Genomic DNA, 12,744 nt, shown 5'->3' with positions numbered 1-12,744 from the left:
TCGTTTTATTCTATTGATGGCAGGGCGGTCACGCAAGAGAAACAGGAAGGGGATGAGGTGTTTGTGTCATGTTTTCAGTTTGTTAATGCAATATAATCAGGCATTTCCCCTGGCAGAGTGTTCAGAAGAAAATCCAGTTCCATACAGCGCGGGCAACAGAGACCACCGTGTCACGGACGGCTCGCAGAACCGTGCGTGCAACAGAGGCAATACAGACGCTCTCCGCCGTGTCAAATATCCGGTCCACCGCGCCGGTAAACTGTTCACGGGCCTGAGACCGGACAGATTCCGTGCGCAGCTCGTCCTGCAGGCGGGTCATCAGGGGACTGGCGGCATGGTCGGGAAGCGCTGTCATGAGCGCACTGACCAGCGTATCCAGTTCCCAGCCGGTGCGGGCCGATACGGCAACAACCGGATGTACGGGCCGGAACAGACGGAATACCGCCTCCGTTTTTTCGCGAATATTCTGTGCCTGTGCGGGAGAAGGCTGAATACCGGCCATATCCCATTCATGGCAGGGCTCCGTTTTGTCGGCCTGCGTCACCACAAACAGCACTTGCTGATGTCCCCGGTGCAGGATGTGTCGCCAGAAATACTCATCCACAGACAGGGCACGGTCATCGGCTTTAATCAGCCACAGTACCAGGTCAAGTTCAGGCAGAATGTCACGGTACAGGGCTTCATACTCTGCATCCCTGTCCCGGCTCTCGCCCACCCCGGGCAGGTCAGTGATAACCATGCTGTGACCATGGCCACTCAGACGGAAGCGCTGCACTTCCCGGGTGCCGGCGTGAACATCACTGACCGGGGTGACCTCCCCCTGAAACAGTGCATTACAGAGTGAGGATTTACCGGCCCCGCTTTTACCCATAATGCCAATCACGGGTTCGTGGTGAGTGAGTTTACGCAGATGTTCCAGGATGTGACGGGAAAGCGAGTAAGGCAGGGAAGAAAGTGGTTTTTCAATCGCCTCAATGGCATCAGACGGATTCATACATGTATTCCCGGTGAAAAAAGACAAAACCCCGCGCACCGGAAAGGAGGCGGGGGATTCACGGAGATAATATCTGTCTGAGATTATTTAGAATGTAACAGGTAATGAATTACTTCCTTCGCTTGTGTTCAATATATTTTTCTGTAATCAGCATTTCAAAAAACTCTCCTGTTCTCAGACCGTAAACAGTTCTGAGTTCATCAAGCATTTCTTTTGCATTGCTTCTTATATGTATATTAATAGCCTTTTTACCATCACTCCGATATTTGTCTTTTTGTTTTTTTTGATGCCAGGCATGATTTATGCGTGTTCTGAACAGTTCAATGGTATCAGGTGCCTCTTTCCATAAAGCAAAGGCGACGAGAGAGGCAAGATAATATTCTTTCGTTGAAGATGGTATGAACCACCGGGTCACTGGGTTATGTACCGGATGTGTTTCATCCTGTTTTTGTTTCAGTCTTGTCCAGAACCACTGACACATTTCATCATCGTCAGGAAGGAGCCACTTAAACTTTTGACAGGCGCTTTTCTTTTTAAGCCACGCCTGCCTGAGCTCCTCGAGATATATGCTTTTTGCATTTTTATTAATTAAAGAATGGCAGGAATCAAAATATGAAATGATTACTTTTATTCGTTCGTTATGGGATGATGGATTATCCGGAAGGTTACTTTTTTTGTAAGTATTTAACGTTTCATCGGTAACTGTTCGTCTTTTTCTGACTTCAATTCCGTTTTTTATCCCTGATGAATTATGGTTTATTTCCGGGAGATTTGTATGGTCTTCCTTCGACAGATAAATAGTAGTCCAGGTAAAGAAAGTCGCAAGTTCGTCAGTTTTCAACCAGAGAAAACTCTCTTCAGGCAGTATTGCCTGCCCTGCAATAATTTCAAGTTCATTAATTTCTTTGCTGAGAGCTTCTTCTGCAGTCGAACCAAAAACACCAAAAGAATTGTTTGAAGCTTTATAATACTTTTCTTTTAAAAATGCATTAACATTTCTGATACAGTTTTGTGGGTTGTCAGGCGCAAACTGAGGGAATTCATTGGGGTATTTGTGATTCAGATATTCGGCATAAAACCGACATTTACGGGGATCTTTGCATTTGATAAGCATCTGTTCGTTATTCATTATCTCACTCCATGTCGCCTCTCTTATAACAAAATCGTCTCAATTTTATTTTGTCACTAAGTGATTATCAAATGTTTTTGTTGTGATTTGTTTATGTTTTTAAATGTTTATGTCATGTTATCAGTGTTTTTATATAAAGATACATTGATGTTTTTATGATGGTGAAAAATCATATTTTCTTTTATATTCATTGGGTTATGCTTTTTTGTTCTGCATTTGGGGGATGGCGGAAAAGAATGGGCTGTGTTGATCACATGCGCCGTATGCGCTGTCCAGGTTACAGCGCACCTCAATATTCAGTGTTTTCCTGTTGACTGGTATTGTTAATCTTATGTTTTAGTTTTGTTTTATTGTGTGGTTGTGAATGTTGTGTTTGGTTTGATGGTTGAGAAAGAAAAAAGAAGACTATGATGCACTAATCAGGAAATATTTTCGACGCCGGTTGAGTTAAAAGAACAGATAGAGTGGACAGGTGTTTTGTTAATAGTTTACGGCTGACAGCATTCTTATTTTAATAACAGGTGTTATTATTTATGGATTTATACAGACGATACTCCCGCTAAATAGTCAGGTGATGATGGTCGTTGAGTGGTTTTATAAGCTACGTATAGCTCTGTAAGACTTATTAATTCAACGATCACTACCGTTTATTGATATACCTGTATTCGGGAAATGTCATAAAAAATGTCACGTTGTTTGCAGAATCTTTTGTTTTTTAGTTTCTGATACGCAATGACTAAGCAGGAGGACTCACTTTGTTTGTATGCTGACCGTGATCGCCAGTGGAGATGAACAATTGACTCTTACATTGAGAAATATACTCTTTTGTATTTTATCGTTTATCCGCATGAAGTAAATAATCTTCAGCAATGTTATTTATGTAAATGTTATTATCTTACCCTGAATGTTCATTTTATCAGTATGATATTTCATTGTTTATTGATGAAATTTACTGGTAAATGATCTTGTTAAGATTGCCAGAACGACAGTTTTCGCTGATTCTGTGCAATGGAAGAGATGTTATATCATCTGTTTAAGCAATAAGTTTAATACAAATTTCAGAAGATGTGTTGGTGAGTTGATGACTAATTTTCAGAGGGGGATGGAAAAGTGTATGGAGTCCCATAAAGAAAAAATCGTTATTGTCCAGTTGACGTACATTTCTGGGTGATGACTCCAGTCAGCGGAACATGTGTTTTCGATGAATGACCCAATAACTTTTTCGTGAATTTCCACGGAGCATGAAAAGCAAATCGTTTTCCGGTCCAGCCGTTTGATGTGGGAACGGGAGCAGATGGTGGTGCTCAATGCGCCGGGTAAATATCAATACGATTTGAGGAACCATTTGCTGGTTAATCTCTTTCCGATAGCATTGGATGCAGCAATCACTACATCCAACGTGAATAACCATGAATTGCACAGAAACAATATACCTGCGACCCTCTCCGGAAATTCCGGTATCACTGACTACGTACCGCCCGGGAGTGATTATGAATCAACAGGCGTATAACAGGTACTCGTCAATCATCAGTTCAAGCTCGCGCTTTTCCCGTTTGCGCGCCACAGCCCAGCTTTCAAGTTCTGCGTGTGATTTATGCTTTAACTCTTCAGTCCAGGGCTGCATGGAGTGGGCGCACATCAGATCATACCAGCACAGCCATATCAGGGTGTGGTAGAGATCGCGATCGTCAAAACGCCGGAGCAGACTGTTCAGCCTGTTTGCCAGTCGGCTTTCTCCCAGACGATGTAGTTCACTGAGTAAAACACCACCCAGGTTAAAATGTGTAAGTAGCATGATTTCATGAGTCTGAATGCTGGTCATTAATCCTTCCTGAATGGCAGGAATGAACGGTGGCGTTCCCGGGTTGACTACCTGATAGAGTCCCTGTGGTGCCACCGAGATGATGGTGCCTTTTTCCGGCAGAAAAAAGTGGGCCAGGGTCAGGCGATGATAACCATGAAGATGCGGAGAGCCCATTCCATGAGCGACAATAAACCGGGTTACACTTGCCATCCATTTCTGATGCTGGGTGAGCAGCAGATCACACCGGTTTTCAAGTTTTTGCATAATATTCTCTCCTTTAGCACGCAGCAAAATGCCTCCGGAGGCCGGATAGTGTATTCGCTGCGGTTGAACGGGTAATGGTCAGGAATTACGGACGGGATTGTGCAATACGCGCCTGCAACCAGGCTTCCACTTCACTTTTCAGCCATCGGGAGCTGCGGCCGAGTTTGATGGGGGCCGGAAAGGCACCATCCTTGATGAGCTTGTAAAACCACTTATCGGTTAAGCCGGTCAGTTGAGTGATAAACGCCATGTCGACCATCTGGTCATCCATCAGCGAAACTGGGGTATTCATGAAAATGTTCCTCCGGATGTTGTTAATCTCAACCGGCGTTGGTGATGAAAACGACGGACCACCTTCACCGGCATAACAACCGGGGAGAAACGTAAAAAATGAGTAGGGGGAATGTTCCTGCCGGGAGATAAACAGGGAGCATGATGCTGGGGTACCCGGTGGCTACCGCGAAACGATGCTTCTCGCGCGTACGCACGACAGAGAAGGGATGATTTTCGGGAGGATGAGGGGAATGCCGTCGTTCTGATAATTGCAGAGTTATTTACGAGGCGGTTACGGTGGAGCAGCCCGTGTCCGGTGGGCAGGAACAGGTATCACCGATGGGATAAGACTGTCTGATTGGTATTATAAATATATAAGAGAGATCAAACACATGAGTTCATATCTGTGAAATAAACACTGTGAGTGTGATCAGTGGGCATGAGAACGCAGTAGCAACAGATTACGTTGTACTCACAGGGCTATCCCTGATAGCTGGCGTATAACCTGCGTATATAAAACGTACCTGCAACACACGTGAACAGAGTGCATTAAGCATCCGTCTGAGCGGTAAACGTATCCGACCTGGTGAGTGACAGTCTGAGAGACCGGTTAAGTGGTGGTACGGGAGTAATGAGTTTGGGGTGGGTACCAGAATGCCAGTCAGGTGCGGTATGCTGGCAGTATCACGTTAATTGCAGCATAAAGTGATGAGAGGCTAATGGAAGTTAAAACCAAAGAAGACTGGCTGTATCAGTTCCGTCGTTGTTCATCCCGGGAGACACTGGAAAAAGTGATTTCCCACACGCGTTATAAACTTACCTCTGCGGAGCTGGAAGCCTTCAACTCTGCGGTCGATCACCGGCTGGCAGAACTGACGATGAACAAGCTTTACGATCGTGTTCCCGCTTCAGTCCGGAAATATGTCACCTGAACGTTCGGTAATCACAGCGGTATTTCGCCAGGTGTTATCTGCTCTGTGTGATTCTTTTTGGGTTTTCTCAGGTTGTTAAAAGCTGAATATGTTCCTGTTGTCGGGAACCAGGATAATACCGGGAACGTTAAGCGGTATAGCGACAACAAAGAATTCGAAATCAAAAGGGAATGGTGTACGGAGGTGTGGGTGGTCATGGGCTGATTTTCGGGCATTACCGACCTTTGCTGAGGTTTTCTCGTATTAGCCGGGGATCCGGTGCGTTGAATATTGACGGCATAAACCGACAGGCAGAGTCAGCACCAGCAGTGACGTCAGTAGACAGCGCCGACGATCGGTATTTCGGTAATAGCCTGAGGAAGCTGTTGACGCGCAGCTCGGGCAGCATTCCGTATTATGAGTAATTGCGTTACTACAATCCCTGCACACCGTTTTGCGTATCACCATCACGTCCTCCTCACAACCTTCCCCGTAACCGGCTTTTTGCATTAAAAAAACAACGCTGAAAATTCAACCGTCAGTCCGGAGACGACAGTCGGGTTATCACAGAGTGCCTGAGATATTGCCTGGTTGGAGATCACTTCAGGGAGTCTGCGCATTTTTTACGGCGTGGTTAATCCGTATGAACGAAACCATACGGAGATTTAACCATGACACACGAGTACAACCCCTTCTGGCAACAACGTATCCGTGAGACGGTGCTGCGCGCACTGGATGTTCATCCCCGTCTGACGGCATTGCGGGTTGACCTGCGTCTCCCGGATGTACCGGCAGCAACTGACGCAGCAGTGATATCCCGCTTCATCAATGCCCTGAAAGCCCGAATCGATGCTTACCAGAAGCGTAAGCGCCGTGAAGGTAAACGCGTACATCCCACGACACTGCATTACGTCTGGGCCCGGGAATTCGGGGTGCTCAGGGGTAAAAAACACTATCACCTGCTGCTGCTGGTCAACCGTGATACCTGGTGTGGTGCGGGCGATTACCGCGATCCGGGGTCACTGGCCGGGATGATTAAACAGGCGTGGTGCAGTGCCCTGGGGGTGGATGCCGGATGCTATGCCACACTGGCGAATTTTCCGTCCAGGCCGGTGGTGTGGCTGGAACGCGATGATGATGCTGGTTTACGAGATATGCTGAACCGTGCTGACTATCTCGCGAAAGAGTATACCAAAGTCAACGGTACCGGTGAGCGTAATTTTGGCTGTAGCCGGAATTGAGTACGACTGGCGCACCAGTATTCAGTAAAACCAAAACAATGGACTGTTGTCTGGCTGCAACGATGTACCTTTTCTCCCACTGGTTGTTTTTTACGCCAGAGCGCCATTGTGTGACAACCACAGTGCTGTAACAACAACCAGCCTGCTTTACCCAACCCCGGATCCAGATTTTAACTGAACCGCCATTCACACTCTGACCACGCAGCCCGTACCGGGACGGCTGACGCCTGCGTGTCGTCTGGCGGTTGAGGAGTATGATTATGTACGCAAAATCCTTTATTGCATTTGATGGCAACGGACGTCTGACCGGTGCCCGTACCGCACAGACTGCGCCATATGATCGTTATACCTGTCATCTTTGTGGCAGTTCGCTCAGATATCACCCGCAATACGACACTGAACGTCCCTGGTTTGAACACACTGACGAAGGGCTGACTGAGCACGGTCATGAGTGCCCTTATGTCAGACCGGAGCGCAGAGAAATACTGTTGATTAAACGCTTACAGCAATGGGTACCGGATGCTTTACCCGTGGTGCGTAAAGCCCACCGGCACTGCAGACAATGTCACCACGATTATTATGGGGAACGCTATTGTACACACTGTCATACAGGGCGTTTCAGTGAGGAAGTAGTGGCAGGATGAACGGTCTAAAAACGGGGCTGGGGATCACGCCGGGTGAGCACATTATCAGTGCGGCCTCAGCCCTTAGCAGAAATATCAGGCATTGTTTCTGTCTTTCCTGTCGGGTCGGTTGATTTTGCAGACAGATGCTCAGGGGGCGTGGTTTGAGCACGATTTACATGCCCTGACCGTGCAACAGAAGGTGGCCTGCGTGGTGCTGAATCCGGAAAAACCCCATCCTTACATTGAGGATATGGCGATGTTTTTATCGCCATTACCAACCGTGCTGGAGTGGCATTGTGTGATGTGCGAGAGGCTTTTTCATGGGAAGAAGTTCTGTGAGGCCTGTGGTACGGGGATTTATTGCAGAGCAACATGTACGAAGTATGTTTACAGGTACCAGCCAGATTTGCTCCGGGACCAGGAGTGAGGGAGATGCGACATAATTACCTGATCATGACAGCCATGCTTCTGCCGGATCCATACGTGGTCCGGCGTTTTTTTTCGCCGGGGGATTCACTGGCTGCGTCTGCTGATGATCCTCTTTATGCGCCATTCAGACAGGGGATACATCGAAAAACATCATCATCTGCGGGCAATATAGTTACACAGAATGATCATTGCTACCTGTTATGGCAACAATTGGTGATGACCAGGTGAAGTGATCTTACCCAGCAATAGTGGACACGCGGCTAAGTGAGTAAACTCTCAGTCAGAGGTGACTCACATGACAAAAACAGTATCAACCAGTAAAAAACCCCGTAAACAGCATTCGCCTGAATTTCGCAGTGAAGCCCTGAAGCTTGCTGAACGCATCGGTGTTACTGCCGCAGCCCGTGAACTCAGCCTGTATGAATCACAGCTCTACAACTGGCGCAGTAAACAGCAAAATCAGCAGACGTCTTCTGAACGTGAACTGGAGATGTCTACCGAGATTGCACGTCTCAAACGCCAGCTGGCAGAACGGGATGAAGAGCTGGCTATCCTCCAAAAGGCCGCGACATACTTCGCGAAGCGCCTGAAATGAAGTATGTCTTTATTGAAAAACATCAGGCTGAGTTCAGCATCAAAGCAATGTGCCGCGTGCTCCGGGTGGCCCGCAGCGGCTGGTATACGTGGTGTCAGCGGCGGACAAGGATAAGCACGCGTCAGCAGTTCCGCCAACACTGCGACAGCGTTGTCCTCGCGGCTTTTACCCGGTCAAAACAGCGTTACGGTGCCCCACGCCTGACGGATGAACTGCGTGCTCAGGGTTACCCCTTTAACGTAAAAACCGTGGCGGCAAGCCTGCGCCGTCAGGGACTGAGGGCAAAGGCCTCCCGGAAGTTCAGCCCGGTCAGCTACCGCGCACACGGCCTGCCTGTGTCAGAAAATCTGTTGGAGCAGGATTTTTACGCCAGTGGCCCGAACCAGAAGTGGGCAGGAGACATCACGTACTTACGTACAGATGAAGGCTGGCTGTATCTGGCAGTGGTCATTGACCTGTGGTCACGTGCCGTTATTGGCTGGTCAATGTCGCCACGCATGACGGCGCAACTGGCCTGCGATGCCCTGCAGATGGCGCTGTGGCGGCGTAAGAGGCCCCGGAACGTTATCGTTCACACGGACCGTGGAGGCCAGTACTGTTCAGCAGATTATCAGGCGCAACTGAAGCGGCATAATCTGCGTGGAAGTATGAGCGCAAAAGGTTGCTGCTACGATAATGCCTGCGTGGAAAGCTTCTTTCATTCGCTGAAAGTGGAATGTATCCATGGAGAACACTTTATCAGCCGGGAAATAATGCGGGCAACGGTGTTTAATTATATCGAATGTGATTACAATCGGTGGCGGCGGCACAGTTGGTGTGGCGGCCTCAGTCCGGAACAATTTGAAAACAAGAACCTCGCTTAGGCCTGTGTCCATATTACGTGGGTAGGATCAATGCATCGGTGCTTCCGTTGATTCTTATGGACTGATAAAGTTTTGTCAGCTGAATTTTTATACGGAATTCTTTTCAGTATGTGTACACGAATTGACTATCTGGCGGATAAATACTGCTTTACAGAACGGAACGAATCGCCCCGTCTTCGCCGGCAATGGCAGGATGTCCTGGATGAGTGCCGGCAGACAGAGGCAGGGCCTGAAGAACGGTTGCGTATTGCACTGCTGAATGTGGATTACGTCACCAGTTTTGAACTGCCTTTTCGCTTGTTGCTTACTCGTACACCACAACTGATTGCCGCGCTGCGTGAAGAATGGGACATCAGCCAGAAAAATGTGATGTTCAACGATAAACGCTTTGGCTGCGTGTACAGCCTGAAGGCCAGTCTTTCTGGTGTGCCGGATACATACCGGTATCATCTGTCTCACTGTATTCGTCGCGTGGTTGGGAATGAAAGCACATCATCGCCATATCTGCAGGTTGCCAGGGAAGTGAAAGCGCCCCGTGAACGGCTGAAGTATGCACTGGAGGCGGGTTTACTGGCGACTGCACTGGACGGCCTGTTCTGGTTTGGCAGTCAGCGTATTGCGGCTGATGTCCTGAGGCTGAGAAAGGCCGGAATGCCGGTGGTGACTACGACCGTGGAGGTGCATGATAACCTGACGGGAACAACCCGCAAAGTACCTGCATACCATCTCTGATACGACCATCAGGGGGAATATTGCTCTGGCAGCAGCAGTACGACATTCTTTATACTTTATCCCCGTGCCTGAAAACATGTGCTAAGGACACGGGAATGGCAAGGTCCGATTACGATATTATCAATCTGTCTCTGGAACATGAACTGAATGAGTGGCTGGCAGAGAGAGGTTATGCCGGACTGGCGGATAACCGGAATCGCCTGGAAGAAGTTGTTACCCGCAGATTGCAGGACAGGTTTTATATGAACGTTTCCTGGGATGCGCTGAACACGGCATTCAGTGAACACCCGGAGTGGGTTTCCGGGCTTGTCTCCGGGGATGAGAATTAAAAAGAGGATTATGCTGCCATCAGGCAGTGTGATTGCCGGCAGGAATTTCGTTTTATTCTGTTTCTTCCCGGGGTTCGGGTTTGAATTTTCCCAGAAAGTTGTACATTGGCCGCATGCACGGATGCGGATAGCCGTCCCGCATAAACACCACCCGGGGTTCCTCAACACTGGTCACGGTGACAAGCGCACCATGATTGTCTCTGTATCGCTGATTGACTTTCGGTAATGGAACATCTTCTACAGTGTGGTAACAGTGAATTAAATTTCATGTGGTATCACTGCGACGTTTCCTGATGTGCGCTGTTAATTTTCTGTTTTTACGAAACATTTTCCCCTTCTTCCTGTGTATTTTATTGCGCTCCTCCTTTCATGTCCTTCCCATATCCTGAAACTCACTTAAATGCTGTTTAGTCGTCACGCATTGCAATTTTCAATGACTGAAATCAAAAAATGATAGTTTTTTAGATAACCAACTGTATTAAAAGCATTCAGTGGAATAATTTTCTGCACTTTTCCATTAATTATGGTTATAAATTTTGCAATGTGCTGTTTTTGCGATATGTGGCAGAATAAAGAACTGTTCATTTGCGTTATATCGATCGATAAATCTGTCATATTGCTGCAGTTCAGATCATTATTCTATAATGATCAAAATTAAGTCAATTCTGAACGGATTTGTTACTCAGCATTCTGGTACCGGTTGGTGTGGGTAAATACCGGAAGGGCGGTAGCGTACCACTGCAAAACATGGTGGGAGGTATCGTCAGGAGGCTGGTGATTGTTGGTATGGCATGAATAAAAGGTTTTTCGTTTGACTGGAAAATTATGTTGCAGGAACGTGAGGGCAGAGGAACAAAGCTTATTCCGGCGCTGTCCGTCCTTGCTGTCACTGACACTGATGTCTGTTTTATTATCGCCTTTATCTCTTCAGGCAGCGGATATCCGGCGTAGTGGAGAGGATACATTTATCATTCAGCAGCAGCGTCAGGAAGCCCTTGAGCAACAACTGATGCCTTCAGCCCCTGATGTTCGCCTTTCTGCACCTGGCTCTTTTGCCCATAAGATTAATTTTCCTGTTGAAACGCCCTGTTTTCAGATTAAACAGACGGAACTGGAGGGGGCTGATGCGTTACCACACTGGTTGCCTTTACAAAAAATCGCCAACGGGGCGGTCGGGCATTGCCTGGGGGCGAAAGGAATTAATCTGCTGATGAGTACATTGCAGAACCGTCTGGTCGATCATGGTTATGTCACCACCCGGGTTCTGGCACCTTCGCAGGATTTAAAAAGCGGTATCCTCCGGCTGGTTATTATTCCCGGTGTTGTGCGACATGTGCGTCTGACACCGGACAGTGATGACTATATTCAGTTGTATTCCTCATTCCCGGCACACGAAGGCTCTCTGCTGGATTTACGGGACATTGAGCAGGGGCTGGAGAATATGCAACGACTGCCGGGTGTGCAGGCTGATATGGAAATTGTACCCGGTGAGCAGCCAGGGGAAAGTGACATTCTTATTACCCGCAAACAGGACAAATACTGGCGACTGGGGTTTTCGCTTGACGATTCAGGTACCCGCAGCACAGGGCGTTATCTCGGTGGTATAACATTTTCTCTGGATAATCCTTTTTCCCTGAGCGACCTGCTGTATGTTTCTGCCACCCATAATTTTCCACATTACGGGGGTAAGGGCAGTAAAAACTACACGGCCCATTACTCTGTGCCTTTCGGTTACTGGCAGTTTTCCGTCACCGCCAGTGATTACGATTACCATCAGACGGTAGCTGGTGCGGTTGAGGGTTACCAGTACAGTGGCGAGAGTCAGAATCTGGGCATGCAGCTGAGCCGGGTACTGCACCGTAACGGGACGCAGAAAACGGTGCTGACTTACGATGTTCAGGCCCGCAGGTCGCGTAACTACATTAATGATACGGAAATCCAGGTGCAGCGCCGGCAGACAGCGGCCTGGCGACTTGGGCTGCAGCACCGCCATTATATTTCGCAGGCCATACTGGATGCCGGCGTCAGCTGGCAACGGGGAACCCGCTGGTTTGGCGCACAGCCGGCACCGGAGGAAATCTTCGGTGAGGCAACGGCGCTCAGTAAGATCCTGCAGATGAATGCGTCCTTTAATCTGCCCTTTACACTGGCAGAGCAGCCCTTCAGTTATTCCTTCCGGTATCAGCGCCAGCTGAGCAATACCCCGCTGACCCCACAGGAACAGTTTGCCATCGGTAACCGCTGGACGGTACGTGGTTTTGACGGGGAGCGAACGCTGAATGCCAGTAACGGCTGGTATATCCGCAACGACCTGGCCTGGCGTACGCCACTGCCGGAGCAGGAGTTATATCTGGGAATGGATTACGGCGAGGTGGGGGGAGCCGGCAGTGAATACCTGGTGGGACGTCATCTGGCCGGTGGTGTTGTGGGGCTGAGGGGGCAACTGTTCAGTACGGATTATGACGTTTTCATCGGTCGTCCGTTTTCAAAACCGGCGGGTTTTATGACGAGTGATGTGACAGCCGGTTTTAATCTGTTCCGGGATTTCTGAGAA

Annotated in this window: 13 protein-coding genes and 3 pseudogenes; 9 read left to right on the top strand and 7 right to left on the bottom strand. The window is 48.4% G+C overall.

What is annotated here, in order from left to right; genetic code table 11:
* Positions 1 to 121: 121 nt before the first annotated feature.
* The 5 genes and pseudogenes from K7R23_RS01645 to K7R23_RS01625 form a co-directional block, all read right to left on the bottom strand.
* Positions 122 to 994: a GTPase family protein gene (locus K7R23_RS01645; protein ID WP_024133108.1), complete on the bottom strand. Its 873-nt coding sequence runs from the start codon at positions 992 to 994 to the stop codon at positions 122 to 124.
* Positions 995 to 1,103: 109 nt separating this feature from the next.
* Positions 1,104 to 2,123, bottom strand: coding sequence for a replication regulatory protein RepB (locus tag K7R23_RS01640; protein ID WP_024133109.1), 1,020 nt, complete (start codon positions 2,121 to 2,123; stop codon positions 1,104 to 1,106).
* Positions 2,124 to 3,215: 1,092 nt separating this feature from the next.
* Positions 3,216 to 3,447, bottom strand: a pseudogene (locus K7R23_RS26035) (IS1 family transposase); the annotation flags it as partial.
* 171 nt (positions 3,448 to 3,618) lie between these two features.
* Positions 3,619 to 4,191 carry a hypothetical protein gene (locus tag K7R23_RS01630; protein WP_021564615.1) on the bottom strand — a complete coding sequence of 191 codons (573 nt, stop codon included), beginning with the start codon at positions 4,189 to 4,191 and terminating at the stop codon, positions 3,619 to 3,621.
* A gap of 85 nt (positions 4,192 to 4,276) precedes the next feature.
* Positions 4,277 to 4,483, bottom strand: coding sequence for a helix-turn-helix transcriptional regulator (locus K7R23_RS01625; RefSeq protein ID WP_001095912.1), 207 nt, complete (start codon positions 4,481 to 4,483; stop codon positions 4,277 to 4,279).
* Between the two features lie 700 nt (positions 4,484 to 5,183).
* Between K7R23_RS01625 and hha the strand changes: the two genes are divergently transcribed.
* Positions 5,184 to 5,396 carry a hemolysin expression modulator Hha gene (hha, locus tag K7R23_RS01620; RefSeq protein ID WP_012908811.1) on the top strand — a complete coding sequence of 71 codons (213 nt, stop codon included), beginning with the start codon at positions 5,184 to 5,186 and terminating at the stop codon, positions 5,394 to 5,396.
* Between the two features lie 243 nt (positions 5,397 to 5,639).
* On the opposite strand, the gene K7R23_RS01615 is transcribed toward hha, so the two are convergent.
* Positions 5,640 to 5,843: a hypothetical protein gene (locus K7R23_RS01615; protein WP_024133110.1), complete on the bottom strand. Its 204-nt coding sequence runs from the start codon at positions 5,841 to 5,843 to the stop codon at positions 5,640 to 5,642.
* Between the two features lie 203 nt (positions 5,844 to 6,046).
* Between K7R23_RS01615 and K7R23_RS01610 the strand changes: the two genes are divergently transcribed.
* The 7 genes and pseudogenes from K7R23_RS01610 (at position 6,047) to K7R23_RS01585 (ending at position 10,190) form a co-directional block, all read left to right on the top strand.
* Positions 6,047 to 6,616 (top strand): inovirus Gp2 family protein, encoded by a 570-nt coding sequence (locus tag K7R23_RS01610; RefSeq protein ID WP_012908814.1) that lies wholly within the window; start codon positions 6,047 to 6,049, stop codon positions 6,614 to 6,616.
* 260 nt (positions 6,617 to 6,876) lie between these two features.
* Positions 6,877 to 7,260 carry a putative zinc ribbon protein gene (locus tag K7R23_RS01605; RefSeq protein ID WP_024133111.1) on the top strand — a complete coding sequence of 128 codons (384 nt, stop codon included), beginning with the start codon at positions 6,877 to 6,879 and terminating at the stop codon, positions 7,258 to 7,260.
* Positions 7,257 to 7,669: pseudogene (locus K7R23_RS01600) on the top strand (putative zinc ribbon protein). Before K7R23_RS01605 ends, K7R23_RS01600 begins: the two are co-directional and overlap by 4 nt.
* A gap of 5 nt (positions 7,670 to 7,674) precedes the next feature.
* Positions 7,675 to 7,856, top strand: a pseudogene (locus K7R23_RS25880) (hypothetical protein).
* A gap of 110 nt (positions 7,857 to 7,966) precedes the next feature.
* Positions 7,967 to 9,129 (top strand): IS3-like element IS3 family transposase gene (locus K7R23_RS01595; protein ID WP_085947771.1). Its coding sequence is split into 2 segments (ribosomal slippage): positions 7,967 to 8,228 and positions 8,228 to 9,129, totalling 1,164 coding nucleotides; the frame shifts between segments, so codons are not numbered across the junction.
* A gap of 108 nt (positions 9,130 to 9,237) precedes the next feature.
* Complete coding sequence (locus tag K7R23_RS01590) at positions 9,238 to 9,861, top strand: ECs1377 family protein (RefSeq protein WP_012908816.1); 624 nt, start codon at positions 9,238 to 9,240, stop codon at positions 9,859 to 9,861.
* A gap of 95 nt (positions 9,862 to 9,956) precedes the next feature.
* Positions 9,957 to 10,190, top strand: a complete 234-nt coding sequence (locus tag K7R23_RS01585; protein ID WP_012908817.1) for a hypothetical protein — start codon at positions 9,957 to 9,959, stop codon at positions 10,188 to 10,190.
* Between the two features lie 52 nt (positions 10,191 to 10,242).
* Here K7R23_RS01585 and K7R23_RS01580 read toward each other — a convergent pair whose 3' ends face one another.
* Positions 10,243 to 10,449 (bottom strand): DUF4222 domain-containing protein, encoded by a 207-nt coding sequence (locus K7R23_RS01580; RefSeq protein ID WP_071820646.1) that lies wholly within the window; start codon positions 10,447 to 10,449, stop codon positions 10,243 to 10,245.
* 639 nt (positions 10,450 to 11,088) lie between these two features.
* Between K7R23_RS01580 and K7R23_RS01575 the strand changes: the two genes are divergently transcribed.
* The gene (locus K7R23_RS01575; protein WP_012908819.1) at positions 11,089 to 12,741 is read left to right on the top strand and encodes a ShlB/FhaC/HecB family hemolysin secretion/activation protein; all 1,653 of its coding nucleotides are present in this window, start codon (positions 11,089 to 11,091) and stop codon (positions 12,739 to 12,741) included.
* Positions 12,742 to 12,744 lie beyond the last annotated feature (3 nt).

This window comes from Citrobacter rodentium NBRC 105723 = DSM 16636, from assembly GCF_021278985.1.
In the GTDB taxonomy this organism is placed as follows: Bacteria; Pseudomonadota; Gammaproteobacteria; order Enterobacterales; family Enterobacteriaceae; genus Citrobacter_A; species Citrobacter_A rodentium.
Note: the sequence above shows the minus strand (reverse complement) of the source record. Positions and strands in the feature narration are given on the sequence as shown.

Coding starts and splice junctions, on each gene's coding strand:
- K7R23_RS01645 (WP_024133108.1), bottom strand. CDS start 994: ATGAATCCGTCTGATGCCATTGAGGCGATTGAAAAACCACTTTCTTCC.
- K7R23_RS01640 (WP_024133109.1), bottom strand. CDS start 2,123: ATGAATAACGAACAGATGCTTATCAAATGCAAAGATCCCCGTAAATGT.
- K7R23_RS01630 (WP_021564615.1), bottom strand. CDS start 4,191: ATGCAAAAACTTGAAAACCGGTGTGATCTGCTGCTCACCCAGCATCAG.
- K7R23_RS01625 (WP_001095912.1), bottom strand. CDS start 4,483: ATGAATACCCCAGTTTCGCTGATGGATGACCAGATGGTCGACATGGCG.
- hha (WP_012908811.1), top strand. CDS start 5,184: ATGGAAGTTAAAACCAAAGAAGACTGGCTGTATCAGTTCCGTCGTTGT.
- K7R23_RS01615 (WP_024133110.1), bottom strand. CDS start 5,843: ATGGTGATACGCAAAACGGTGTGCAGGGATTGTAGTAACGCAATTACT.
- K7R23_RS01610 (WP_012908814.1), top strand. CDS start 6,047: ATGACACACGAGTACAACCCCTTCTGGCAACAACGTATCCGTGAGACG.
- K7R23_RS01605 (WP_024133111.1), top strand. CDS start 6,877: ATGTACGCAAAATCCTTTATTGCATTTGATGGCAACGGACGTCTGACC.
- K7R23_RS01590 (WP_012908816.1), top strand. CDS start 9,238: ATGTGTACACGAATTGACTATCTGGCGGATAAATACTGCTTTACAGAA.
- K7R23_RS01585 (WP_012908817.1), top strand. CDS start 9,957: ATGGCAAGGTCCGATTACGATATTATCAATCTGTCTCTGGAACATGAA.
- K7R23_RS01575 (WP_012908819.1), top strand. CDS start 11,089: ATGTCTGTTTTATTATCGCCTTTATCTCTTCAGGCAGCGGATATCCGG.